Here is a 24,973-nt window from a genome sequence, read left to right on the forward strand (position 1 = left end):
CACCACCATGTTTAAAACCTTTTCCAGACGTTTTTTCATCTCTACCGAAATCATCAATTTAGTCTTTCTGATTCCTTTTGCATTTTGGTTTGTGGTTTCTTTTATCGATCCTACACCTAATCAACTTAAGGCGATCATAGGAGGGGCGATTGCATCGTTTATTGTCGCTCAGATCCTTCAAATTTTAGTTTCTATCCAATTAAAACCGATTCAATTGTATTTGGATTTGAGAGATAAAAAAGAACCTTTCTCTCATGAAGTTTATGGCGCCGCAAGAAACCGTCTGGCATCTCTTCCGAAACGAGTCGCTCTCATAGGATTTATCCGATGGACTGTTTCCTCATCCGTTGCATCCATTCCTTTTTATCTTTCTTCAGAAACTTCCGTCTCTCAAACTTTGAATTTCGCAGGGATCGTTCTATTTGTTGCGATACTCAGCATTCTCATTTCTTTTATTTCCGCAACCATCAATACTCGATTCCTCTTTCAAGAAGGAGTTTTTCATACACCTTACGACTATAAGGGGGAACATTCCTACCAAAGTTTAAAAACTTCCCTTCCTATCGTGATTTCTTCTTTGTTTCAATTGTTGTTGATCGGTCTTGTGCTTATCAGCTTCAACTCCATGAAGTCCGCAATCGATGTTTCTTATAAAAACCAACTTTATAATATTAACTTAAACAATTCCGTACATGTGTCTCGTTTTTTCAAAGCAAGAGAAGACTCTATCTTGAATTTTACGAAGAACCCGAAAATCAAAAAACTTGCCGAGTCCAAAAATTGGAAAGAAATGTCTTCCGAATTAGAGAGAGTGTATACGGATCCTTCCGGGTTTTATGAGAATGCATTTGTTGCTTCCGCAGAAGCTCCTTATCCTGTTGTGGCGACTGGAATTGCCAGCGGACAGAGTTTGGGGATTCGATTGGATCGCGAAGATTCTCATGAGAATGTGAAACAAGCATTAAGCGGAAAACTCCATTTCAGTCCTACTTTTCCCTCTCCTTTGGACGGAAGTTCGGTAGTTTTGGTGACTGCTCCTATTTTTTCCGAGTCCGGGAAAATCATCGCAATCGCAGGGTTTCCTTTTTTAGTTGGGGACTACGTAAAACAATCCGTAGGCGAATTGAAATTGGGAGTGAACGGTTATTCCTTTATTTTGGATCGCAATATGGTTTCTATCTGGCATCCGAACCCTAAATACACTTTGTTTGATTTTTCCAAAGTGGACATAGGCGGAGAAATCGCCAAAAAAGAGCCTGAAACTTTGATTCGTTACCAATGGGATGGTGCCGCAAAAGGTATGTTAGTTCGTTACAATGAAGACTACCAATTTTATTTCGCCACAACTCTAGGGGTCGATGATATTGAAAAGGTAGCTGTCCGCTCTTTGATCAATCTAAGCATCATCTCTATGGTCAGCTCCATACTGATCAATTTATTCGTTATTTTCATTTTGAGATCCAGGTTGGCCGGTTTGGATTCCGTAGGAGCCATACTCGGTAGGCTGCAAAAAGGAGATCTTACTACCAAAGCGAACATCGATGCGATGGATGAATTCGGAAAGATGCAGGAAGGTCTGAACGATACCATTGATCAGATTTCAGACGTAGTAGGTTCCAATCAATTGTTCTCGGAAGATCTTGCTTCTTCCGCAGAAGAAATGTCCATTTCCTTGGGAAGTCTTTCTGCAAATGCTCAAACACAAGCTGCGGCGGCGGAAGAAATTTCCGCATCCATCGAAGAAATCTCAGCCGCAGTACAGAACGTAGACGGTCAAGCGGAGAATCAATTCCAGAAAGTGGAATTTCTGAAAAAACAGATGTCCGAACTCTCTCATATCATAGAGTCGATGAACAAACAAGCGGTTCGAGCTTCTTCCGATGTGAAAGATATTACGGATGAAGCGAAAGCAGGGCAAACTTCGCTCGATTCCATGAGAAACAGCATCAGCAAAATCAGCAACAGTTCCCAAGAGATAGGAAGCGTGATCGAGATCATCAATAATATCTCCGAGCAAATCAACTTGCTTGCGTTAAATGCCGCCATCGAAGCTGCAAGAGCAGGTACTTACGGAAGAGGTTTTGCAGTGGTTGCCGACGAAATCGGAAAGCTGGCGGATAAAACGGCAACATCGATCAAAGACATAGACGAACTCATCCAGGCCAACGAAAAAGAAATCAATAATGGAACCGAAACGATAGAAACTACTATCTCCTTGATTCAAAGAATCATCCAGGGAGTGAACAGCTTCCATCAGATGACGGAATCCATCGAAACGAATACGAAAGAACAATTGGTGATCAATAATAAAGTGAGTGATGAGGTGGAGAAGGTCAATCAGATCAGTCGAGGAATTAAGTTATCGATGGAAGAACAAAAGAATGCGATCGGAGAGGTGGCACAGGCGATTTTCAGCATCAACGATTTGACTCAATCCACCGCAGCCGGACTGGAAGAGATGACCGCCACATCGAACGGGATTGCCAACCTAGCCGAGACCTTGAAGAAAAAAATCAATTTCTTTAAATTGAATCATACTGTCTCTCTGCCTAAAAGATAAACCGGGTCCGTCCGGAGCAGGGAAATCTCTTCTCACTCCGGGGGTTCTCTTTCGGTTTTAAATGTTGCCTGCCGAATCAGAATCGTTCAATTTGACCTCAGGTCATTGGACATGAAATTATTCAAACGATACAATCGGCAGCTTCTTTTTGCCTCGCAAGGGCTTTCTTTGGGACTCATCGTTCCCATTGGTGTTGCGATCACTTATCTCTTATTGGAACTTAGGCCCAAACAACTCAGCTCTTTTTTGATTTCCGTATTGGTTGCCAGCGTAGCCAGCCAAATCATTAATTTTCTAATCGTTCCCAAGAGAATCAAACAGATCAAAAACTATTTGGTGAGAAAGGAATCGGGAGAAGTCATTTCTCCCGAAGATTATCTTTTCGCTTGGAATACAGTGACGAAACTTCCTTTCATTTCCGCCTTTGCCGGGGCTTTGCAATGGATTTTGGCATCTGCCATCATATTAGTTCCTTTTTATATGCTGGAAGATACGACAAAAACCCAGTCATTTTATTTGGAAAACATACTTATCTTTTTAGCACTTTTGAATGTGATTTCCTCCTACGTATTTTTGGAAAACGCTTCACATTTTTTATTGAGAGAAGGCGCCTTCGATAAGGAATTCACACCTAAGGAAGATCCTTTTTACAGAAGATTGGGAACAACGATTCCGATCATGTTTTCTATCGCTATCATATTGTTAAGCGATGTATATATGATGGTATCTTTTAAGATCAATGCCAACGCATTGGAGAAGGCATATTCGAACCAATTAGGAAACTTCAATTCCAGCAACGAAGCGGCCATGGACGTTATGTTCAATGCGGTGGAATCTAATATTCAGGAATTCGCATCCAGGCCTGAGGTCAAAGAAGCAATTCTTTCCGGTAAATATGACCGCCTGACGCCTGCTTTAAGAAAGATTTTGGAAGTCCCCTCCAGTTTTTTGGAAAACACTTATGTGGCGAGTATGGAAGAGGGGTATCCCATTGTAGCTTCCGGCTCTGTCAATCGGGACGGATTGGGATTTAAATTGTCTACGAATCCTGTTTTGAAAGAAAATTTGGCCAGTGCCCTCGCAGGCAAAACACATTTCGGAGTCGCCGAAATTTCTCCTGTCACCAAAAAGATAGTGATCTTTATTTCCACACCCGTTTTGGATGAGAAAGGAAAAACCATAGGAATTGTAGGGTTCCCTTTTCTGATCGGAGAGGCGATGCAGTCTCTTCTAAAAAGCGTAAAAATCGGTAACACTGGTTATTCGTTTATGATGGATCGAGCGAATCGTATGGTTTGGCATCCGAATCCTAAATATCTGATGATGGATTTATCCGATTCCGATTTTGAAAAAAGAGCCGATGAGGCGGGGGAGAACGGTTCTATAGAAAACGACTGGGAAGGTTCCATTTTCCTCATCCGTAAAAAAACAAACCAGAAACACGGATTTCAATTCTATTCCACAATCGATTTGAATGAAATCGAACAGGAATGTTACGATGCTTTGGATGACCTGATGTACTTAAGTATTACGGGAGCTTTGGTCATCGCTTTTTTTATGTATTTTCTATTCTATATCCGTTTTAAGCCCATCCGTGCCATAGAACTTGCGTTAGGGAAAATGGATCAAGGAGACTTAAGGGAAAAGGCGTTTTTAGAATCCGCAGACGAATTCGGAAAACTGGTCCAAGGGCTCAATCGTACGATCGGGCATGTGGCGGAAGTCGTTTCCGTCAATCAGGCGATTTCTGACGATATGGCAGCTTCCGCAGAAGAGATGTCCATCGCTTTGAATAATTTGTCTTCCAATGCTCAAACACAAGCTGCGGCAGCGGAAGAAATTTCCGCATCCATCGAAGAAATCTCAGCCGCAGTACAGAACGTAGACGGTCAAGCGGAGAATCAATTCCAGAAAGTGGAATTTCTGAAAAAACAAATGTCCGAATTGTCCCGCATCATAGAATCAATGAACGCTCAAGTAGGTAAAGCTTCATCCGAAGTGAAACATATCACGGATGAAGCGAAATCAGGGCAAACTTCACTCGATTCCATGAGAAACAGCATCAGCAAAATCAGCAACAGTTCCCAAGAGATAGGAAGCGTGATCGAGATCATCAATAATATCTCCGAGCAAATCAACTTGCTTGCGTTAAATGCCGCCATAGAAGCTGCGAGAGCAGGTACTTACGGAAGAGGTTTTGCAGTGGTTGCCGACGAAATCGGAAAGCTGGCGGATAAAACGGCAACATCGATCAAAGACATAGACGAACTCATCCAGGCCAACGAAAAAGAAATCAATAATGGAACCGAAACGATAGAAACTACTATCTCCTTGATTCAAAGAATCATCCAGGGAGTGAACAGTTTCCATCAGATGACGGAATCCATCGAAACGAATACGAAAGAACAATTGGTGATCAATAATAAAGTGAGTGATGAGGTGGAGAAGGTCAATCAGATCAGTAAAGGGATCAAACTTTCGATGGAAGAACAGAAGAATGCGATCGGAGAGGTGGCACAGGCGATTTTCAGCATCAACGATTTGACTCAATCCACCGCAGCCGGACTGGAAGAGATGACCGCCACGTCGAACGGGATTGCCAACCTAGCCGAGACTTTGAAAAAGAAGATCAATTTCTTTAAAATCAAAGTCAAAGCTTGAGAAATAATTTCTTGACTGTCCGTAAAAAAGAAGAACACTAATCTGCTTATGAAGTTCTTAAAATACTTTCTGATCGGACTGACCGCCTTGATCGTCTTATGCTTGTCTGCCGGTATTTTTCTGCCTACAGAAATGACTCTTTCCCGCACAATCGTAGTCATCGCTCCTCAGGATAAAATTTTTGACCTTATCAATGATTTGGAAAAAGCCCAGCTCTGGTCTCCTTGGAGATCGCAAGATCCTGATATGAAAATTACTTTCGGGGAGAAAAAAGCAGGATTAGGCGCTGTTTATCATTGGGAAAGTGAAACATTAGAAGCGGGTTCCATGACCATCACCAAATCCTTGCCTTTCAGTGAAATTCAGGCACACCTGGATTTTGGGGAGATGGGGCAGGCGGAATCAGGATTTTATCTGAAACCTGACGGAAAAGGTGGAGTTGCAGTTACTTGGGACTACAGAGGAAAGGCGGAAAGTTATTTTGATCGTTATTTCGGTCTAGTGATCGATGCACTTTTAGGGCCGGATTACGAAAAAGGCCTCTCCAAATTGAAGGCAGTCGCAGAAGAATAATTCAGAAAACGGTTGCCCGAAAAGAGATATCAAGATTTCTTGATATCTAGATATCTCTTTTATGAACCTCAGCACCCTTCGTCCTCCCCATTTTGCCGATTCCAGGCAGGTTTTGACTGCTTTGAAGGCAGTTTCAGACGAAACCAGGGTGCGTATCCTCCATATTCTGAGTTTCGGAGCCTTCTCCGTCAATGAAGTGGTGGATATTCTGGAGATGGGGCAATCTCGTATTTCCAGACATCTTAAGATTTTAACCGATGCCGGTTTGATTTCTTCCCGAAGAGAAGGTTCTTTGGTTTATTCCTATCTTCCTCAATCCGTTTCCTTCTCTGACGAATCTCAAAATTTGGCATTCCCTTCGGAACTCACTTCTCTCATTCTTTCTTATAAGGAAGAACTACCGGAAAGGGAAAAAGATCAGAAAATGGTCAGTTATATTTTGGAGAATCGGGAGAGAAAGTCCAAGGGCTTTTTCGATAGAGTGGCGGAGAATTGGGAATCCCTTCAGGAAGAGATTCTGAATCCTAAATTGTACCGCTCTTGGATTTTGGATCAACTTCCATCTAATAGTCAACAGATTATGGATCTGGGCTGCGGTCCGGGAGGATTAATTCCCTACATCCTACCGAAGGCCAAACGAGTGATAGGTGTCGATTCTTCTACGAATATGATCGATACCGCTTTGGCCGTTTACGGAAATAATCCGAGTGTTCAATTGATTCAGGCTCAATTGGAATCACTCCCGATCGAAAATGAAGCCTGCGAAGCGGTGGTAGGGTCTATGGTGATGCATCATATTTCTCATCCACCTGCAGTTTTGGAAGAGATCCATCGGGTTTTAAAACCGAACGGAGTCTTCTGTTTTGTGGATTTATTAAAACATAATCATGAAATGATGCGAGATAATTTTGCGGATTTATGGTTGGGGTTCGATCCCGATCTGCTCGAGTCTTGGATGACGAACTCGGGTTTTGTGATCGAATCTCAAAGCGAAATTCAAACCGAATCAGTTTTCAAAATTTTAACAATCAAAGCAAGGAAAAAAGGAGGACTGAATGTCCACAGCAACTAGCACACAAAATCTCCCTTACAAAGTGAAAGATATCTCTCTCGCGGATTGGGGAAGAGAAGAAATCATTTTGGCAGAAAAAGAAATGCCAGGTCTAATGGCTCTTCGTGAAGAATTCGGAAAAACTAAACCTTTGAAAGGTGCACGTATCGCAGGTTCATTGCACATGACCATCCAAACTGCGGTTCTTATCGAAACATTGATCGAGTTAGGTGCCGAAATTCGTTGGTCTTCTTGCAATATCTTCTCAACACAAGATCATGCAGCGGCTGCGATCGCTAAAGCAGGAATTCCTGTGTTCGCTTGGAAAGGCGAAACGGAAGAAGAATACTGGTGGTGTATAGAACAAACCGTTTTCTTCGGAGATAAAGGACCTAACATGATCCTTGATGACGGAGGAGATTTGACTCACTACGTTCACGATAAATACCCGCAATTTCTTGCAGAAATCAAAGGTGTTTCCGAAGAAACAACTACAGGCGTAAACGCTCTTTATAAAAAATTGAAAACGGGAGAATTGAAACTTCCTGCCATCAACGTAAACGATTCCGTTACAAAATCCAAATTCGACAACCTTTACGGATGCCGTGAGTCTCTTGCAGACGGTATCAAAAGAGCAACTGATGTTATGTTGGCCGGTAAAGTTGCTCTTGTTTGCGGATACGGAGACGTAGGAAAAGGCTCTGCCGCTTCTTTGCGTAACTTCGGTGCTAGAGTGATCGTAACTGAAATCGATCCTATCTGCGCTTTGCAGGCTGTGATGGAAGGTTATCAAGTTCTTAGAGTAGAAGACATCATCGAAAATGCCGATTTAGTTGTGACTGCAACAGGAAACGACGACATCATCACTTTGGAACACATGAAGAGCATGAAAGACGGAGCGATTCTTTGTAACATCGGTCACTTCGATACTGAAATCCAAATGTCTCGTTTGAACTCCGAAAAAGGCGTAACTAAAAAAGAAATCAAACCTCAAGTAGACAAATATACTTTCCCTAACGGAAGATCGATCATCGTTCTTGCAGAAGGTAGATTGGTAAACTTAGGTTGTGCTACAGGTCACCCTTCTTTCGTAATGTCAACTTCTTTCACAAACCAAGTATTGGCTCAAATCGAACTTTGGACCAACAAATACGAAATAGGTGTCTACAGACTTCCTAAAAAATTGGATGAGAAAGTTGCTGCTCTTCACTTGGAACAGTTAGGTGTAAGACTGACGAAACTCAATGCGAAACAAGCAGAATACATTGCAGTACCGATCGAAGGTCCATACAAACCGGAACACTATCGTTACTAAAAAATAAATCCCGTCTGGTAAATGTCAGGCGGGGACACCTATCTTTTAAGGAGAAATTCATGGCCTACGTAGTTACAGAAGCTTGTGTCGATTGCAAATACACCAGCTGTGCCGCTGTTTGCCCTGTGGAAGCTTTCCATGAGGCACCGGACACTCTCTATATCGATCCGGATACGTGTATTGACTGTAATGCATGTCAATACGAATGTCCTATCGATGCTATTTTCCCCGATTATGACGTTCCTGAAAAATTTAAAGAGTCGATCGCCATCAATCAGAAAGAAGCAACCAAGTATCCAGTGATTGTGAATACAAAACCCCCTCTCAAGGGACCTAAATGTTCTGATCCAAGCAAGTAACCATCTTATTTCACGAGAGACTTTCTCTCTCGTGAACTTTTTCCTTGAAATAATTATCTAATATATAAGTAAACATTATGAAATTTGAATATACCAACCCTGCCGGCAATCGAATCGTCCAACTTTTGAAAGAAAAAATTTTGGTTTTGGACGGTGCGATGGGAACCATGATCCAAAGACATTCCCTTCAGGAAGAGGACTTCAGAGGGGAGAGGTTTAAGGATTGGTCTCTTTCCGTAAAAGGAAACAATGATATGCTGGCGATGACAAGACCGGACATCATCGAAGGGGTGCATCTGGAGTATTTGGAAGCAGGTGCGGATATCATCGAAACGAATACCTTTAGTTCCAATTCCGTTTCCCAAGCGGATTATAAAATGGAATCCGTCGTAAGGGATTTGAATCTTGCCGCAGTGGAATGTGCCAAAAAAGCGGTTCAAAAATTCAAAGACAAAACGGGCAAACAAGATGTTTTCATCGCAGGTTCGATCGGACCTACGGTCAAAACTGCGTCCCTTTCGCCGGATGTGAATAATCCTGCATTTCGCGCTGTCACATTTGACGAGTTAGTTGATAGTTTTTACGAACAAATTTCCGCATTGATAGACGGGGGAGTCGACTTACTTCTTCCTGAAACCAATATCGATACTTTGAACTTAAAGGCATGTATCTTTGCGATCGACAAGATCTTCGAAGAAAGAAACATCCGCATTCCCGTTATTTTATCCGTAACCATTACGGATGCTTCCGGAAGAACTCTTTCCGGGCAAACGGGAGAAGCTTTTTATATTTCCGTAAAACATGCAAAACCTCTCGCAGTGGGAATCAATTGTGCGTTAGGTGCAGGAGAGATGAGACCCTATATCGCAGAACTTGCGAGAGTGGCGGATTGTTATGTTTCTTGTTATCCGAATGCCGGTCTTCCGAATGCTTTCGGAGGTTACGACCAAACTCCTGCGGAATTCGGCTCTTGGATGGAGAATTTCGGGGAAGCAGGTTTTCTCAATATCGTGGGTGGGTGCTGCGGAACCACTCCGGACCATATCAAAGCGGCTGCAAATGCGGTATCGAAACTTCCTCCCAGACAACTCATCGTGCAACCTGCGTTAGGAAGACTTTCCGGTTTGGAACCTTTGATTCTTACGAAAGAGCAAGGTTTCATCAATGTAGGAGAGAGAACAAACGTTACCGGATCTCCTAAATTCAAAAAACTGATTTTAGAAGGCAATTTCGAAGAGGCAGTGCAAGTGGCTTTGCAGCAAGTACAGGCGGGTGCGAACGTAATTGATATCAATTTCGATGAAGCCCTTCTCGACGGGGAAGGCTCCATGACCAAGTTCCTCAACTTGATCGCAGGAGAACCGGAAATCGCAAAAGTTCCTTTTATGATCGACTCTTCCAAATGGTCCGTATTGGAAGCCGGTTTGAAATGTGTTCAGGGTAAACCCATCGTAAACTCTATCTCTTTGAAAGAAGGAGAAGAGGTGTTTCTGAAACATGCGAGAACCATACAAAGATTCGGTGCTTCCGCCATCGTGATGGCTTTCGATGAACAAGGACAAGCTGCGACAAAAGAGGATAAAGTTCGCATCTGTAAAAGAGCATACGATCTTCTTATTTCCAAATTGGATTTCGATCCTAACGATATCATTTTCGATCCGAACATTTTGACCGTTGCTACAGGGATCGAAGAACATAACAACTATGCCGTCGATTTTATCGAAGCGACTAGAGAAATCAAAAAGGTTTGTCCAGGTGCGAAAGTTTCCGGCGGTTTGAGCAATATCTCATTCTCTTTCAGAGGGAACAATCCTGTGAGAGAAGCGATGCACTCCGCATTTTTATACCATGCCATCCAAGCGGGAATGGATATGGCCATCGTGAATGCAGGGATGTTGGAAGTGTACGAAGAGATCCCTAAAGATCTTCTGGAACTCATAGAAGATGTGCTTCTCAACAGAAGATCTGATGCTACGGAAAGACTGATCGATGCGGCAGCTTCCTTTCATGGAGAAGCTAAAGTCCAAAAGAAAGACGATGCTTGGAGATCTCAAACCGTAGAAGAACGTTTAACATATGCTCTAGTAAAAGGAATCGATGAATTCGTTACGCAAGACACGGAAGAGGCTCGTAAAAGTTTTGCGAAACCTCTAGAGGTGATCGAAGGTCCTCTCATGAACGGAATGAAAGTCGTGGGAGAACTTTTCGGTGCAGGAAAGATGTTTCTTCCTCAGGTAGTGAAGAGTGCTCGTGTAATGAAAAAAGCTGTGGCCTATCTTCTTCCTTTTATGGAGGAAGAAAAGAAAAATCAAAAAGACGAATCCGCTCAATCCAAGTTCCTCATCGCCACTGTGAAGGGAGACGTACACGATATCGGTAAAAACATCGTGGGTGTCGTGCTTGCATGTAATAATTATGAAGTGATCGATTTAGGAGTGATGGTTCCTGCGGAAAAGATTTTGGAAACTGCGAAGAAGGAAAAGGTAAAAGCGATCGGATTGTCCGGACTTATCACTCCTTCTTTGGATGAGATGGTGCATGTTGCCAAAGAGATGGAAAGACAAGGTTTCCAAGTTCCTCTTTTGATCGGAGGGGCGACTACTTCTCCTGCGCATACCGCAGTTAAAATAGCGGAACAATATTCTCATCCTGTCCTTCATGTTTTGGACGCCTCTAGAGTAGTGAACGTAATGAACGGGGTTTTGAATCCTGCCACTACGGAAGTCTATATGGCGAATGTCAGAGAAGACCAAGCGAGGATTCGAGAAGAGTTTTACTCCAGAGAAAGTGAAAGAAATCTTTTGACCTTCTCCGATGCGATTGCGAATAAAACCAAAATCGATTGGCCGAATTATTCTCCGCCTAAACCTTCTTTTACGGGAGTGAAAACAATTACGGATGTGACTTTGGAACAATTGGTTCCTTACATCGATTGGTCTCCTTTCTTTTTAGCTTGGGAATTGAAGGGACGTTTCCCTCAGATTTTGAAAGATCCTGTGGTTGGTAAAGAAGCCACTCAGCTTTACAACGATGCGACTGCGATGCTTCAGAATATGCTTTCCGACAAACGACTGGCTCCTAAGGCAGTTGTAGGTGTTTTCCCTGCGAAGGCAGTGGGAGAGACTGTGGAAGTGTACGAGGATGAGGCGAAAACGAAACTTTTACAGAAATTCCCTATGCTTCGTCAGCAAACCACAAAACTTCCAGGACAACCTAATTATAGTTTAGTGGATTTTATCTCTCCGGAAGAATTTTCCAAAGAAGATTATCTAGGCTTTTTCGCCGTAACGACCGGACATGGAATCGATGAAATCGCGAAAGCTTACGAAGCAAAACAAGACGATTACAATTCGATCTTGGTTAAAGCTCTGGCGGATCGTTTTGCAGAGGCGTTTGCGGAATACATGCACCATTGGATGAGAGTAGAATGGGGTTTCGGAAAAACGGAAAATCTTTCCAACGAAGATTTGATCCGAGAGAAATACCAAGGGATTCGTCCTGCTCCGGGATATCCTGCCTGCCCGGATCATACGGAAAAACCGAAGATTTGGGATCTGCTCCAAGTGGAAAAAAATACGGGCATCATCTTGACGGAAAGCTGCGCTATGTGGCCTGCGAGTTCCGTAAGCGGTTATTATTTTTCTCATCCGGAATCCAAATACTTTGCGATCGGAAAGATGAATGAGGATCAAATCAACGATTATGTGGAGAGAAAACAAATGCCTAAATCGGAAATCGAAAGATGGCTCTCTCCTTATTTGAATTATGATCCTTCCAAAAGACCGGTGAATGCAGGTTAAATGAAATGATTTTCCTTGATGGTGGAGTTTGATTCGGTATGGGCGAAGATCATACGATAAAGGCACATCAGCATGGATGGAATTCTGTCGCTAAAATTAAGTTAAGCGACGGATTCCCTTTTCATCCCAAACTTTCTTCTTGGTTCAGTGACTACAGCAAAATCCCCGCTTCCACGGAAATAGAAGTGTTAGAAGTGAGCTGTGGAGAGGCAAGTTGTCCCACGGAAGAGACTTTATTCGTTTGGGAAGAAAGCGGATTCGGCAGAAGGGAATTTCGGATCTCACGCAAAAAAGAAAAAATTTCCAAAATGGATATGGATTTGTCTTGGAAAAAATTTAGTTCTTAATCTTCTCTATTTTAGAATCTTTTCGCTTATTGAAAATAATAATGAATAAATTACTTGACTTCGGCAAGTGATTTATTCATTTTCCAATGATAATTGGAATATTTTAATTTTCTAAAATAAGGCTTTTTGCGTATTCTGATTCTAAACTTAAAAACGAGTCAATTTTCTTATGAGATATTCTATTTATTTAATTCTGCTGTTTTGTTTTAGCTGTACTATCTTTCAGACGATAAAAGTTCCTGAAGATAAAATCGGTAAACTTTCCGACTCTAACACAAAGCTAAAAATAGCTCTCGTTGGTTTTTATCCTGTTACCGTATCTTATCGATACGAGGGAAGATATTTCATTTCTACTGCAAGTCTTGATTATGATCATCCGATGAAAGATGCATTTCCCATAGGTCAACCTGTGGAACAAATTCCTACTAGTTCCATTGATTCAACGATACCAGCCGCTAGATGTTATCTTTTTGTTTCGAATTATCTAGAACTTGTGAAGAAGACAGGTATCACTGAGTTAAATAAAGTGGTTGATTTTGACATAACTTCGGACAAAGAAGAGTTGGATAAAACGAAATGTTTAGTTAAAAAGAGAGATGTAGACTATTATATTGTAGGAATAAACGGTCCTTCTTTTCGCAATAATAGAACTGGAATCCGATTACTTTTTAATTTGCTACTATCGGTATCTACAGCTTTTACTTTTCCTATATTTGAAAAATGCGAAGCATATTCTATTTTTATGATTTATGATTCTAAGCTTAATTTGATTAAAACTGTCAAGTATGATAAGGATATGACTGCTATTGCCAGTTGGTGGTCGATTCTTCTCACTTTTGGTGAAAACTATAACACTAATTATAAAGATTCTCTCAAGCAGTCACAAGAGAATATGATTCGCGAGTTTCAGGTGGATTTTCTTGAAACAAATAAATAAGCCGAACTTCTTATATGGTTTTGCGTGGGGTAAATCCAGTTCCCTTAATTCGAAGATTTAACAGGGATAAAGTATTTTAGACCCAAGTTCCCTTGCACTTCCGGAGACCAAAGCTCGTCCAAGGTGCGGTTTGCTTCTCTTGAATTGATAGGCACTTTGACCATACCTTCGAACACCAAATTGCTGTTAGAAACACTGATTCCGGGAGTCACATAGATTTGACGGCCTACGAAATTGGTTTTAGCAGGATCTTGTACTTTGAGGGCTGTGTTGAACTGTTTGGAAAAAGAATCTGCATCAAACCTATGTATTTCGGACAATTGTAAAAACAATTCCCATCTTGAGTTCTTCAAATAAGAAAAAATATTTCGATTTAGGCGGTACTTCAATCTCATTTTGGTTTCCGCAACATCTACATAGGCAAGTCCACCCTGACCGAGGGACATTCCGAAACTCAATCCCATATCGAAACTGAATCCCCGTCTATAGCTGACATAAGTTACGTTAGGTTGGTAAGAAAGAAGAGCCGCATTCGGACGAGAATGGGCGAAATCAAAATTCCCTTCGGGGTTTCTGTTCGGATAAGCAGTCGAAAATGGAATGATCGGGGAAAAAACCTGCACTTTAGAAAGAGGATCGGTAAATAAATGAGGAGTAGGTTGAGGAGAAGGGCGTCCCAATTCCAATTCGGCAGGGAAAGCGAAGGGGATCGAAAGAACTTTCAAATCATTTCGGTTAGGTGCCGAGTTCACTTCGAACAAACTGGGTCTGGGATCCGTAAAGGAATAGCTGGAAAAAAAAGGAAGGCCCTGAGAAAAGATGGCAATCGTCATTCCAGGCAAGAGCACCAGAGCAATTATGAATTTATTTACCATCTATAGGGAATCACACTTAAAATTCCTATAATTGCAATGAAATTTGCTTTCTTGTTCCCGTTTTTTTGCTATAAAAATCCTGAATGAACCAAAACGACACGAAAGTAGAACAATTCGGGGAATGTATTTATCCGAACCCTGCCGGTTACGATTACTGGACGGAAGAAAGTTCCGTCGTCCTTTTCCAAACTATTTTTTCAGGTCAAAAAGAGGCTTTGGATACTGTCTCCAACAGCCCCGTTTTTTTCGAACAAGCAGGCCCTAGGGAAAAGATTTATTTCCAACCTCAGGAAGTGACTGCCGGCATCGTGACTTGCGGAGGGCTTTGCCCCGGGATCAACGATGTCATTCGTGCCCTCGTGATGGAACTTCATTACAGATACAAAGTGCCTAGAATCTTGGGTTTTCCTTTCGGATACGAAGGATTGGTCAAAAAATCGGGACATCGACCGGTGGAGCTGACGCCAGATAAGGTGGCTCATATTATGAATTTCGGGGGATCCATTTTGGGTTCCTCTCGAGGGAACCAATCCATCAACGATATGGTAGACACCTTATGTCTGTACGGTGTAAAGATGTTGTTTTGCATCGGAGGAGACGGAACTCTTCGAGGCGCTCAGGCGATCCAAGAAGAAGTCAAAAAACGAAAAGAAGACATCTCCATCATAGGCATTCCCAAAACGATCGACAACGACATCAATTATGTCCAAAAAACATTCGGATTCTCGACTGCTTTCAGTAAGGCGGTAGAAGCGGTGAACTGCGCTCACGAAGAAGCTAAGGGAGCACCGAATGGAATCGGTTTGGTCAAACTGATGGGACGTCACTCTGGATTCATCGCGGTGAATGCGGCACTTGCTTCTAAAAACGTAAACTTTGTTCTCATCCCCGAATCGGATTTTGATTTGGAAGGGAAGGGTGCTTTTTTTCCCACTCTGAAAGATCGAATCCAAAAGAGGGGGCATGCCGTTATCATTTTGGCGGAAGGAGCAGGGCAGAAGTTCTTCGAGGATAAGGGAGAAAGAGATCCGTCCGGAAACAAGAAACTCTCCGATATAGGTCTATTCATCAAAGATCAAATTTCGGATTACTTCAAAAAAGAGAAGATGTCCGTGAACTTGAAATACATCGATCCAAGTTACATCATTCGATCGGTTCCTGCCAATGCGGAAGATTCCGTTTTCTGTGGATTTTTAGCACAGAACGCAGTACATGCGGCCTTCGCAGGAAAAACGGGATGCGTTGTGGGAATTTGGAACAATGTGTTTACTGTGATGCCCATCTCTCTTGCGATTGCGGAAAGAAAAATTCTAAGGCCGGAAAGAAGCACTCTTTGGAGAGCCTTACTTTCCTCGACCGGGCAGCCTAATTCTATGAAGGCGGAAGACTAAGCGTTTTCCACTTTTTTCTGGAATTTGAGGATATTGTCCCTAATCTCTTCCTCTTTCTGATTCAATTCTTGTAAAAATTCGGAATCGATGATGACGGCAGGTTTTTTGATAAACTTGCTTTCATCATAATGATCTATTTCATAAAGAAGGTCTTCTATATTGGATTCTACTTTTACAAGGTTTTGAATGGATTCGACAACCTTCTTATTGATGAAAAGGATTTCCTTAAAACGAAGTATGTAATGTTGAAAACGATTTTCGCGAATCATCGCTTGTCTTTGCATTTCCTTCACCACTTCTCTTTCTTTTAAAACTTCTTTTTTTTCCATCAGGATCTGATTCTTAAAACTGTGGATCAGGTTTTCCGTTTCCATTTTATAATGTTCGAAACTGGTATCGTGGGACTTTTGAAGGTTTTCTATCTTCTTTTTGAATTCTTTATCTTTGAGTTTGTCTTGTTCTTTTCTCAGTTTATCAGCTTGTGCAAACGCCTGTTTGATTCTTGTCTCGATGACTGCATCTAACATAGCTTTATTGAGTTTATCCAGGCGTAAAGCTACCGCTAGAGAGTGTAATAATCGGGTCATGTTTTTTTCCCTCTGTTAATTTAGACGGATGATGAACAAGGAAATGTCATCATGCGGCTCCGCATCACCGATAAATTCGCTTACTTTTTGCAAAATTGCCTGACGGATGATTTCAGGAGGATCGTTGATATGGGAAAGTACGACTGATTCCAATCTTTCTTCGGAAAAAAGTTCTTCTTTCGAGTTCATCGCCTCTGTGACTCCGTCCGTGTAAAGCACGATCAAATCTCCAGGTTCGTAGGAAACCACATGTTCCGCAAATTCGCATTTGCTGATCCCCATCGGTTGTCCTTTTCCGGAAAGATGTTGGATCTTATGTGCCTTTTTACGGTAGATCAACTGCATATTGTGACCGGCAGAAGAGAATGTGATGTCTTTGCGAGTCATGTTGATGCGAACGAGCATCGCGGTCACGAACATCAAAAATCCGGACTTGTCCTGAATGATTTCATTGGCGCGCATCAAAGCTTCTCTTGTGGAAGGAGTTTTTGCGACTTCCTGCTGAAGCACCGTTTTGGAAAGTTCCATAAACAAAGCGGCAGGAGTTCCTTTCCCGGAAACGTCCGCAATGATTACGGACACTTCGTCCTTACCGTGGATGACCATATCGTAGAAGTCTCCCCCGATCTCTCTGGAGGCTTGGTAGTAAGTGTCGAATTCAAGAAGAGAGTATTGTTTCGGAATGACAGGTAACGAGTGTTTTTGTATCATCGCCGCCACTTGCATGTCTCTGTCTATGTTTTTGAGTCTTTCGCTTTGGATCTTTACTTGTAAAGCGGTATAAGCCTCTCCTACCTGATTGGAAAGAGTTCGGAGAATTTTGATGTCCATCTCGTCGAATCGTGTCCTGGACGTTTTGTCCGATACCGTAAGAGCACCTAGCCATTGTTTGTTTTTTAGAATGGGGAGGAGCATTAAGCTGTGTTGGAAAAGACTTTTTTGAGTGAGTATGAGTCCTTGAGGGGAGTCGGCAGGAATGATTTTATAACCTTTGTACATCCAATCCGCTTTGTCCGCAAATAGAAGAGTTTGTACATCTTCATCATGGAACTGATCGGAGAAACCTTTCGATTTGGATCTGGGCAGACCTTTCTGATCGATTTTTTCGAATTTTAATGCGATTCGATCTACCTGCAAAACGTCGGAAATGGTTTTGACTGCAAGATCCATAAACTCTTCCGAGTTTTGAATGTTCGAAAGAGCTTGGGAGATTTGATAGAGACAGTTCAATTCGTTCGCACGCATGTTCAAACGATCGATTAGGATTCTGTTTCTGACGGCAATGGCCGCCAAATTGGATAAGTATCTTAATATTTTAATGTCGGATTGATTGAATTCTCTTCCGTCCACGGAATTGACCGCTTCCAGTACACCTTGTACTTCGTCTTGAGCGATCATCGGAACGCAAATTAGGTTCCTTGTTACATAACCTACTGTTTGGTCGATGTCTTTGAAGATTCTAGGATCGTTGGCCGCATCGTTTACGATTTCAGGCTTCAAAGTTTCCAGAACCATACCTGCGATCCCTTTTCCTCTCGGAACGGTGAGATCTGCCAATGATTCTTCTTTTAAGCCGCTCGTCGTATTGAAAACGAGAACGTCTTTTTCTTTATCGTAAAGAAGTAGGGAAGAACCTTCCGTCTGCAAAACATCTCTTGTGATTCCCATGATTTCACTGAGGAGGCTTTCTAAATCTTCCGTTGAGTTGATTCTGCTAGTGATGTCTGAAATCAGGTTCAGTGTAAGTTGTTTTGTCGGCATATTTATTATGTCCTTATTCGATGAGACTTCCGATTCCTTGGTTTGTCAAGACCTCAATTAATACGGAATGAGGAACTCGACCGTCGATGATATGGGCGCGTTTGACTCCGCCATGGATGGCATCCAGGCAGCATTCCACTTTCGGGATCATTCCGCCTGAGATTTGACCGGATCGTATATGACCGTCAATCATTTGTTTGTTGAGACCGGTCACTAATTTTCCGTCGATCAGAATTCCCGGGGTGTCTGTAAGTAGAATCAATTTTTCTGCGGAAAGTGCTGCAGCGATCGCTCCGGCCATTGTGTCCGCATTGATGTTCAATGTTTTTCCTTCCTGAGAAACTGCTACAGGAGAAATGATCGGTATGAAACCTTCCGCTTGCAGAGTGTAGATCAAGGTAGGATTGACGGATGTGATCTTTCCTACAAGGCCCAAATCCAAACTTTGTCTTTCTCCTTTTTCATCTTCGAATTCCATGAGATATTTTTCGGCAATGGCAAGTCCTCCGTCTTTACCGGAGAGTCCCACCGTTTTGCCTCCTTTCTCTTGGATGAGGGAAACGATTTGTTTGTTTACCTTTCCGGTAAGCACCATCTCCACCACTTCCATGGTGGCTTCGTCCGTGACTCTATGACCTCGAACGAATTGGGTGTTTAGATTGAGCGATTTGATCAATTGATTGATCTCAGGTCCCCCTCCGTGTACTACAACCGGATTGATTCCTAAGTATTTTAATAAAACGATGTCTTCAGCAAAGGAAGCTTTTAAGTCCTCCTCGATCATGGCAGCTCCGCCGTATTTGATGACGATGGTTTTGCCGGAATATTTGATTAGATAGGGAAGAGCTTCCAGGATATGATTGATTTTTTCAGCTTGGTTCGGCATGAATTTCCTCTATTATGGACATGGAATCCGCACTGGGTTTGGAAAAGGATCGTTTTTTTATGATGGATATATTTAAAGCAGCAGTAGTGCAAGTTTCTAGTAACGCTCGTGTAACAAACAACCTAACTCAGTGTAGACAATTTATCGAAGCTGCCGCAAAAGAAGGCGCAAAATTAGTCGGTCTGCCTGAGAATTTTTCCTTTATGGGGAATGAGCAGGAAAAAAGAAATCTGATCGGACAAATTGAAGAGGAAACCATTTCGTTCCTTTCTGAAACTTCCAGGGATTTGGGAATTTATCTTTTGGGAGGAGGATTCCCCACGAATGCAGGGAACGGGAAAGTCTATAATACCGCTCTTCTTTTTGATCCGGAAGGAAAGGAAATTTTTCGGTATTACAAGGCTCATCTTTTCAATGCGGAAGTGGGGGACGGTTTCAGTTACAGCGAATCCAATTCCACGGAAAGCGGAGGTAAGATCCCCGATGTAGTATCTACCACACTCGGACAAATCTCTTCCGCCATCTGTTACGACATACGTTTTCCTGAACTATTTCGAGATTTGTCCAAAAACGGATGCGAGATTTGTTTTCTTCCTGCAGCATTTACCACACCGACGGGAGAAGCTCATTGGGAAGTGCTTTTACGTGCCAGGGCCATAGAAAATTTTATGTATGTGATCGCTCCCGGACAGACAGGAATTCATGATCCTCATGGAACAAGAAAAACCTACGGTCATTCTCTCATCGTATCTCCTTGGGGAGAAGTGCTGGCGGATGTAGGAACTGATCCTGGTTATGCGGTATGCGAAATCGATCTGACGAAACTGCACGAGATCAGAGCGAAATTACCCAGCCTCAAACACAGATTGTTTTCTTAGAAAAAACTTTTTTTCTTAGTCGCTTTTTTCGCGGTTAAAAAGTCTCTCATTACTTTCTCCGCAGCTTCTCTTTTTTCCAAGTGTACGAAATGTCCGCATTCTGCGAATCGAACCGCTTTTACGTTCGGAGTGGTTCTTTCGATTTCCGCCACATCCTTTCCGGGAATCACGGGATCGTCTTCTCCTCTCATAATGAGAGTGGGAACTTCGTTCCCGAATACTATCGGACGAATGTCCGCGCGGTCCAACATTTCCAAAATCATTAGAGCGTTTCTAGGATTCAAATGATCGAACTGAGGATAGTAGTCTGCGATGAATTCCTGAATCTCCGGTTTGGAATGAAATTCTTTCGAGTTATAAACTCCGAAGGAAAATCCCAAATTGAGCGCCTTGGGGATGTTTCTTCCCAGTTTGAAACCCATATCGAAAAAAATTCCCACATTGGCACGAAGTCCCATCACACCTAATTTTAAAGGTCCTCTTACCGGGCCGTGTACATAAGGAGCGATGGAAATCACCTGTTTGATTTTTCCGGGAAAAAGTGCCGCGATGGCAAGAGTCGCCATGCCGCCAGTAGAGTGACCCACTAAAGTGATGTCTCCCGTTCCGGCACATTCCCAAATCGCATTCGCTTGCGCTTCCAAAAACTCTTGTAAGGTGAGTTTCTTTTGATGGTCTAGTATTTCCGCAGGATAATGACCGATTAAATCCAATTCGATCACTTCTCCGAATTCCTGAAAAAAGGGAATATTCAATTTCCAATACCCAGCAACGGAACACCAGCCGCCGATCAGAACGATTTTTTCCTTTAATTTGGGAGAAGCAGCAGGATGTTTTACATAAGTGATTCTATGATTTTTCCAAGTGAAACTTTGTCTTACAGCGGTCATTTTTTCCTCTAATCAACGATGGTTCTGGGAAATTTATCTAGGATGTTGGTAACGATTTCGTAATTGATCGTGTTCGTCCACATAGCATGGTCGTCCGCGCTGACTGTTTCTCCTTCGGAGGATCCCAGTATCACCACTTCATCGCCTAATTTTGCTTTGGGGATATGAGTGATTTCCAACATGGTCATATTCATACAGATCCTTCCCAGGATTTTGGCTCTTTCTCCGTGAATGAGCATATAACCGTGGTTTGAAAGTTTTCTGTCCAAGCCTTCGTAGTAACCTACTGGAACGACTGCGAGTCTGGTAGGATATGTGGTTTTGAAAGTGGAACCGTAACCGATAAAAGCGCCTGCATCCAGATTTTGGATGTGTTGGATTCTTGTTTTCCAGGAAAGGGCAGGTTTCAACATTCCCACATCCTTCTTCATCAAAGAAAGGGAAAGTTTCGTTTCCAAACTGGGCCAAAGTCCGTAGAGGGAAATTCCCACTCTTACCAAATCCATCCTTGCTTCTGCAAATAACATAGCTGAGGCGGAAGAAGCACAATGGCAGAGAATATCCAAAAACCCGTAGGAATAAAAAATTTCGATCGCTTCCTGGAACAGGCTGAGCTGCATCATCGAGTAGGAATGTTCCGTAAAATCTTCCGTACTTGCGAAATGAGTACAAAGTCCTGCCAAAGGAATTTTTTCTTCTTTGATTTTTTTAGCAAGAGCGTCCCATTCAGGACGGGATTGCCCGAGCCTTGCCATCCCGGTATTCAATTTCAGATGGATTTTAGGAGCCGGATTCAGACGAGACAACATCTGCATTTCTTCGAATCGGGAAACCATCACCCAAAAATCTTCGTCGGCTAACAAATGTTTTCTTGATTCCAGTTGGGGAATGCTTCCCATAATTAAGATGGAAACGGAGGGGAACGCTTTTCGTAAGGCGAGGGCTTCCTCCAGAGCATTGACTGCCAAAAGATCCGCACCTGCGGAAAGAGCGATGGACGCAGTTTCTAAAAGACCATGCCCGTAAGCATTGGACTTCACCACTGCGGTGAATTTCGTTTTCCCACCCAACAACTTGCGGTAGAGCGCAATATTGTGTGCGAAAGCGGATCGGGATAGGGTTACCTCGGCAGATAACATACTCTTCCATAATTTTTTACTTTTCTCATCTGTCGCTACAGATATTTCTTTCTTTGCATGTCTCTATCCGAACAAAATCTACCAGAATTCAGGCTTCCCGCAGATTGGCAGGGAATTTCCGAACTTTTCCCCGTACAAAAAGAATCCATTTGGCTGAATTACTGCGGAACCACTCCTATTTCCAGTTTTGCTTCTTCCGTAATGGCGGATTATTTCGACGAATATTCCCGTTATGGGATTTTTGCCCCTCGTTATTCCGAGCCTAAAATCAAGGTGATTTTGAGAAATTATTTGGCGGAGATCTTATCCTGCTCTCCCGATTCCATCGGACTGGTTCACAACACTTCCGAAGGGATGAATCTTTATTCGCACAGTATCTCCCTTCCGAAAGGAACCAGAATTTTGGTCATCGAAAACGAATATCCTTCCAATGTATATCCTTGGGAACACTGGAAAGAAAAGGGAGTCGGATTGGGGTTTGTTTCCGTAGGAGACACTCCGGATGAGTTCCTCCGAAATTTGGAAGACGAAGCTAAAAAAGGAGACGTGTCTCTTCTCAGTTTGTCTCCCGTCCATTGGTGCACTGGAATGCCTCTGGATCTGAAAAAGATTTCATCCATCTGCGAAAAGTATTCCATCAAATTGATCTTAGACGGAAGTCAGGCGGTAGGGCATATTCCTGTTCCGCTAAACGAAGTAAAGGTGGAGTTCGCCGCATTCGCCGCATGGAAATGGCTTTTAGGTCCCTTGGGTTTGGGAGTGATTTATCTTTCTCCTGAAGTTCCTAAAGATTTCAGAATTCTTTTTAAGGGACAGGCGAGCGTAAAAAATGACGGTTCTTATTTCCCTTACAGGGACGAATGGAAACCTCCCGCAGATCAGTTCGAACAAAGCACTTCCAATTTTAATGACTGGATTTATTTTTTCGCATCCTTGCGAATGCTTTCCACAATCGGTTTTACCAAAACCAGAGAAAGGATCTACGAAGTTTCCAATCTAATGTCTGATATGTTGCGAGGTTTGGGATTTCGATTGGATCGGGATGTATTTCCCGATGTGAAAACGGGGATCATCGCAGTGAACGGATTTCAATCCGGGAAAGAATTCAATCCGGAAGCCATCCAGGCATTTTTAAGATCCAAAAATATCTATGCGGCGGTACGTTTGGGAAGATTGAGGCTTGCTCCTCATATCCCTGTAACAGAGTCGCATATCAGCCGTTTGGAATCAGTTCTGAAAGAGTATCTAAAGTAAGTGAAGTCCTTCTTAGAAAAAGCGGTCAATTCGTTCCCTTGGATCCTTCTTGCATTTACGGGAGTGGCGCTTCTAGTCCCTAAATACTTTTTATGGTTCCAAGGCTCTTGGATCACCTACAGTTTGGGACTGATCATGCTCGGCATGGGACTCACTTTGAAGGCGGAAGATTTTATAAGAGTCCTTCGCCTTCCCGGTCAGATCTTTGTGGGAACATTTCTTCAGTTTACCATTATGCCTTTTTTAGGTTGGTCGATCGGAATTCTGTTCCAGCTTCCGGATGTATATGCTGTCGGTTTGATTTTAGTGTCTTGTTGTCCGGGAGGAACCGCTTCCAATGTAATCACTTATTTGGCAAAAGGGAACCTGCCATTGAGCGTAACATTGACTTCCGTATCCACACTTCTTGCCGTGGTGGTTACCCCTTTGTTGTCTTCCTTTCTGATAGGAAGTCGTTTGGAGGTAGATACCACATCTCTTCTCTGGACTACTTTTAAGGTGATCCTGCTTCCCGTATTTTTGGGAGTAGTGCTTCAGTCTTTCTTTCCTAAGTTCGCAGCGAAAACGAATCAATACTCTCCCATTGTTTCCGTCCTCCTTATCGCCATGATCGTATCTGCCATTATTGCTGCAGGAAGGGAAGAAATCCTAAAATCGGATTTTCGGATCTTCTTTGCCGTCTTTTTCCTCCATGCAGGGGGATTCTTCTTAGGGTACGTTCTGTCCAGAGGGTTGTACAAGGATTTGGTGGTTGCCAGAACCATCTCTATCGAGGTCGGGATGCAAAACTCTGGATTAGGAGCAGTACTAGCCAGAACCCATTTCCCTGACCCGAACACAGCCATCCCTTGCGCCCTTTCCAGTCTGATGCACTCCCTGATCGGAAGTTTTTTGGCAGGAGCCTTTCGAAAATCGAAAGAAAACTTCCATATTGATCCTTGACGATTGGGGTGGCTGCTACGTAATGGCATAAATTATGAGAGAAATCATAAAACTTACATGCGTTCCTTGCGTTGTTCCAGGGCGTTCCAACTACTTCTTAACTAAAAATAAGAAGACAAAAACAGAAAAATTGCTCACAAAAAAATACTGCAAATTCTGTAAAACGCACACAGATCATAAGGAAGCTAAAGTCTAACAAATTAGAATGGCAAAACCAGCTGCAAAATCTGCCGAGAAGGGCGTTGATAAAAAATTCATTGAGGAAGTAAAAGAACTTCTTCAAGAGAAGAAACAGTCGCTTCTGATCAAACTCAACCAATGGGAAGACACTAGTTCTCCGTCCGGTTTGAAAGAAATGGGAGATATTGCAGACATCGCTTCCGAACTGAACTCTGAGGCTCTTAGCTCTGTTCTGACCGAGAATGAGATCGAAACTCTGAAAGAGATCGAACTCGCTTTGGAAAAGATCGATAACGGAACCTACGGAATCTGTGAAGGCACGAAGAAGAAAATTCCAGTGGCTCGTTTGAAAGCGATCCCTTGGACTCGCTTCACTGTAGAGTTTGCAGAACAAATGGCTAAAAATAGATCCAGAGCAGGTGCTTACGGAAGGATGGACACTCTTTCCTCTTACCCGAATGCCTCTATGGATATGGATTCCCTCGACTAAAATCCTTTCGATCTTTTTCTAGTTTCCATTTCCATCTTTCCCTTTTTTACAGCTTCTATCGCAATAAATTTCATTTGCAGTCCTTGGCAGTTTGCGA

Annotated in this window: 21 protein-coding genes; 15 read left to right on the top strand and 6 right to left on the bottom strand. The window is 42.7% G+C overall.

Annotated features, from left to right (window positions below):
- Positions 1–7: 7 nt before the first annotated feature.
- From EHS15_RS07180 to EHS15_RS07220, 9 genes are all read left to right on the top strand, one after another.
- Positions 8–2,560 (top strand): methyl-accepting chemotaxis protein, encoded by a 2,553-nt coding sequence (locus EHS15_RS07180; protein WP_135759879.1) that lies wholly within the window; start codon positions 8–10, stop codon positions 2,558–2,560.
- A gap of 111 nt (positions 2,561–2,671) precedes the next feature.
- Positions 2,672–5,221: a methyl-accepting chemotaxis protein gene (locus EHS15_RS07185; protein WP_135759880.1), complete on the top strand. Its 2,550-nt coding sequence runs from the start codon at positions 2,672–2,674 to the stop codon at positions 5,219–5,221.
- A gap of 48 nt (positions 5,222–5,269) precedes the next feature.
- On the top strand, positions 5,270–5,794 hold the full coding sequence (locus EHS15_RS07190; protein ID WP_135759881.1) for an SRPBCC family protein: 525 nt from the start codon (positions 5,270–5,272) through the stop codon (positions 5,792–5,794).
- 61 nt (positions 5,795–5,855) lie between these two features.
- Complete coding sequence (locus EHS15_RS07195; protein WP_135759882.1) at positions 5,856–6,866, top strand: ArsR/SmtB family transcription factor; 1,011 nt, start codon at positions 5,856–5,858, stop codon at positions 6,864–6,866.
- The gene (gene ahcY, locus EHS15_RS07200; protein ID WP_135759883.1) at positions 6,850–8,160 is read left to right on the top strand and encodes an adenosylhomocysteinase; all 1,311 of its coding nucleotides are present in this window, start codon (positions 6,850–6,852) and stop codon (positions 8,158–8,160) included. The genes EHS15_RS07195 and ahcY overlap by 17 nt, the downstream gene beginning before the upstream one ends.
- Positions 8,161–8,219: 59 nt before the next feature.
- Positions 8,220–8,519: a DUF362 domain-containing protein gene (locus EHS15_RS07205; RefSeq protein ID WP_135759884.1), complete on the top strand. Its 300-nt coding sequence runs from the start codon at positions 8,220–8,222 to the stop codon at positions 8,517–8,519.
- 77 nt (positions 8,520–8,596) lie between these two features.
- On the top strand, positions 8,597–12,319 hold the full coding sequence (metH, locus tag EHS15_RS07210; RefSeq protein WP_135759885.1) for a methionine synthase: 3,723 nt from the start codon (positions 8,597–8,599) through the stop codon (positions 12,317–12,319).
- A 38-nt stretch (positions 12,320–12,357) separates the two neighbouring features.
- A complete protein-coding gene (locus tag EHS15_RS07215) occupies positions 12,358–12,666 on the top strand; it encodes a hypothetical protein (RefSeq protein WP_135759886.1) in 309 nt (102 codons plus the stop codon).
- A gap of 169 nt (positions 12,667–12,835) precedes the next feature.
- Complete coding sequence (locus tag EHS15_RS07220) at positions 12,836–13,603, top strand: Lp29 family lipoprotein (RefSeq protein WP_135759887.1); 768 nt, start codon at positions 12,836–12,838, stop codon at positions 13,601–13,603.
- 44 nt (positions 13,604–13,647) lie between these two features.
- On the opposite strand, the gene EHS15_RS07225 is transcribed toward EHS15_RS07220, so the two are convergent.
- The gene (locus EHS15_RS07225; protein ID WP_246051932.1) at positions 13,648–14,436 is read right to left on the bottom strand and encodes a hypothetical protein; all 789 of its coding nucleotides are present in this window, start codon (positions 14,434–14,436) and stop codon (positions 13,648–13,650) included.
- 125 nt (positions 14,437–14,561) lie between these two features.
- On the opposite strand from EHS15_RS07225, the gene EHS15_RS07230 reads away from it, so the two are divergent.
- Positions 14,562–15,869, top strand: coding sequence for an ATP-dependent 6-phosphofructokinase (locus EHS15_RS07230; protein ID WP_135759889.1), 1,308 nt, complete (start codon positions 14,562–14,564; stop codon positions 15,867–15,869).
- Here EHS15_RS07230 and EHS15_RS07235 read toward each other — a convergent pair.
- From EHS15_RS07235 to argB, 3 genes are read right to left on the bottom strand one after another with little or no spacing between them, the layout of a single operon-like run.
- A complete protein-coding gene (locus EHS15_RS07235; protein WP_135759890.1) occupies positions 15,866–16,456 on the bottom strand; it encodes a hypothetical protein in 591 nt (196 codons plus the stop codon). The genes EHS15_RS07230 and EHS15_RS07235 overlap by 4 nt on opposite strands.
- 15 nt (positions 16,457–16,471) lie before the next feature.
- Entirely contained in the window at positions 16,472–18,217 is a 1,746-nt protein-coding gene (locus EHS15_RS07240; RefSeq protein ID WP_135759891.1) for a SpoIIE family protein phosphatase, read from the bottom strand.
- Positions 18,218–18,230: 13 nt separating this feature from the next.
- On the bottom strand, positions 18,231–19,103 hold the full coding sequence (gene argB, locus EHS15_RS07245) for an acetylglutamate kinase (RefSeq protein WP_135759892.1): 873 nt from the start codon (positions 19,101–19,103) through the stop codon (positions 18,231–18,233).
- A gap of 14 nt (positions 19,104–19,117) precedes the next feature.
- Here argB and EHS15_RS07250 point away from each other — a divergent pair, with 14 nt between their 5' ends.
- Positions 19,118–19,981, top strand: coding sequence for a carbon-nitrogen hydrolase family protein (locus EHS15_RS07250; protein WP_425460632.1), 864 nt, complete (start codon positions 19,118–19,120; stop codon positions 19,979–19,981).
- On the opposite strand, the gene EHS15_RS07255 is transcribed toward EHS15_RS07250, so the two are convergent.
- A complete protein-coding gene (locus EHS15_RS07255) occupies positions 19,978–20,871 on the bottom strand; it encodes an alpha/beta fold hydrolase (protein WP_135759893.1) in 894 nt (297 codons plus the stop codon). The two genes, EHS15_RS07250 and EHS15_RS07255, sit on opposite strands and share 4 nt — an antisense overlap.
- 8 nt (positions 20,872–20,879) lie before the next feature.
- Positions 20,880–22,010: an alanine racemase gene (gene alr, locus EHS15_RS07260; protein ID WP_135759894.1), complete on the bottom strand. Its 1,131-nt coding sequence runs from the start codon at positions 22,008–22,010 to the stop codon at positions 20,880–20,882.
- Positions 22,011–22,067: 57 nt separating this feature from the next.
- On the opposite strand from alr, the gene EHS15_RS07265 reads away from it, so the two are divergent.
- Genes EHS15_RS07265 through EHS15_RS07280 form a run of 4 tightly spaced genes read left to right on the top strand, consistent with a single transcriptional unit; the run spans position 22,068 to position 24,876 of the window.
- Positions 22,068–23,264 carry an aminotransferase class V-fold PLP-dependent enzyme gene (locus EHS15_RS07265; RefSeq protein ID WP_135759895.1) on the top strand — a complete coding sequence of 399 codons (1,197 nt, stop codon included), beginning with the start codon at positions 22,068–22,070 and terminating at the stop codon, positions 23,262–23,264.
- Positions 23,265–24,206, top strand: coding sequence for a bile acid:sodium symporter family protein (locus EHS15_RS07270; protein WP_135759896.1), 942 nt, complete (start codon positions 23,265–23,267; stop codon positions 24,204–24,206).
- 34 nt (positions 24,207–24,240) lie between these two features.
- Entirely contained in the window at positions 24,241–24,402 is a 162-nt protein-coding gene (rpmG, locus tag EHS15_RS07275) for a 50S ribosomal protein L33 (protein WP_135759897.1), read from the top strand.
- Positions 24,403–24,411: 9 nt separating this feature from the next.
- Positions 24,412–24,876, top strand: coding sequence for a TraR/DksA family transcriptional regulator (locus EHS15_RS07280; protein WP_135759898.1), 465 nt, complete (start codon positions 24,412–24,414; stop codon positions 24,874–24,876).
- Positions 24,877–24,973 lie beyond the last annotated feature (97 nt).

It is taken from the genome of Leptospira idonii (assembly GCF_004770995.1).
GTDB classification, from domain to species: domain Bacteria; phylum Spirochaetota; class Leptospiria; order Leptospirales; family Leptospiraceae; genus Leptospira_A; species Leptospira_A idonii.

Coding starts and splice junctions, on each gene's coding strand:
- EHS15_RS07195 (WP_135759882.1), top strand. CDS start 5,856: ATGAACCTCAGCACCCTTCGTCCTCCCCATTTTGCCGATTCCAGGCAG.
- EHS15_RS07205 (WP_135759884.1), top strand. CDS start 8,220: ATGGCCTACGTAGTTACAGAAGCTTGTGTCGATTGCAAATACACCAGC.
- argB (WP_135759892.1), bottom strand. CDS start 19,103: ATGCCGAACCAAGCTGAAAAAATCAATCATATCCTGGAAGCTCTTCCC.
- EHS15_RS07235 (WP_135759890.1), bottom strand. CDS start 16,456: ATGACCCGATTATTACACTCTCTAGCGGTAGCTTTACGCCTGGATAAA.
- EHS15_RS07215 (WP_135759886.1), top strand. CDS start 12,358: ATGGGCGAAGATCATACGATAAAGGCACATCAGCATGGATGGAATTCT.
- alr (WP_135759894.1), bottom strand. CDS start 22,010: ATGTTATCTGCCGAGGTAACCCTATCCCGATCCGCTTTCGCACACAAT.
- EHS15_RS07225 (WP_246051932.1), bottom strand. CDS start 14,436: ATGACGATTGCCATCTTTTCTCAGGGCCTTCCTTTTTTTTCCAGCTAT.
- EHS15_RS07250 (WP_425460632.1), top strand. CDS start 19,118: ATGGACATGGAATCCGCACTGGGTTTGGAAAAGGATCGTTTTTTTATG.
- EHS15_RS07230 (WP_135759889.1), top strand. CDS start 14,562: ATGAACCAAAACGACACGAAAGTAGAACAATTCGGGGAATGTATTTAT.
- EHS15_RS07255 (WP_135759893.1), bottom strand. CDS start 20,871: ATGACCGCTGTAAGACAAAGTTTCACTTGGAAAAATCATAGAATCACT.
- EHS15_RS07190 (WP_135759881.1), top strand. CDS start 5,270: ATGAAGTTCTTAAAATACTTTCTGATCGGACTGACCGCCTTGATCGTC.
- EHS15_RS07220 (WP_135759887.1), top strand. CDS start 12,836: ATGAGATATTCTATTTATTTAATTCTGCTGTTTTGTTTTAGCTGTACT.
- ahcY (WP_135759883.1), top strand. CDS start 6,850: ATGTCCACAGCAACTAGCACACAAAATCTCCCTTACAAAGTGAAAGAT.
- EHS15_RS07180 (WP_135759879.1), top strand. CDS start 8: ATGTTTAAAACCTTTTCCAGACGTTTTTTCATCTCTACCGAAATCATC.
- EHS15_RS07265 (WP_135759895.1), top strand. CDS start 22,068: ATGTCTCTATCCGAACAAAATCTACCAGAATTCAGGCTTCCCGCAGAT.
- EHS15_RS07280 (WP_135759898.1), top strand. CDS start 24,412: ATGGCAAAACCAGCTGCAAAATCTGCCGAGAAGGGCGTTGATAAAAAA.
- metH (WP_135759885.1), top strand. CDS start 8,597: ATGAAATTTGAATATACCAACCCTGCCGGCAATCGAATCGTCCAACTT.
- EHS15_RS07185 (WP_135759880.1), top strand. CDS start 2,672: ATGAAATTATTCAAACGATACAATCGGCAGCTTCTTTTTGCCTCGCAA.
- EHS15_RS07240 (WP_135759891.1), bottom strand. CDS start 18,217: ATGCCGACAAAACAACTTACACTGAACCTGATTTCAGACATCACTAGC.
- rpmG (WP_135759897.1), top strand. CDS start 24,241: ATGAGAGAAATCATAAAACTTACATGCGTTCCTTGCGTTGTTCCAGGG.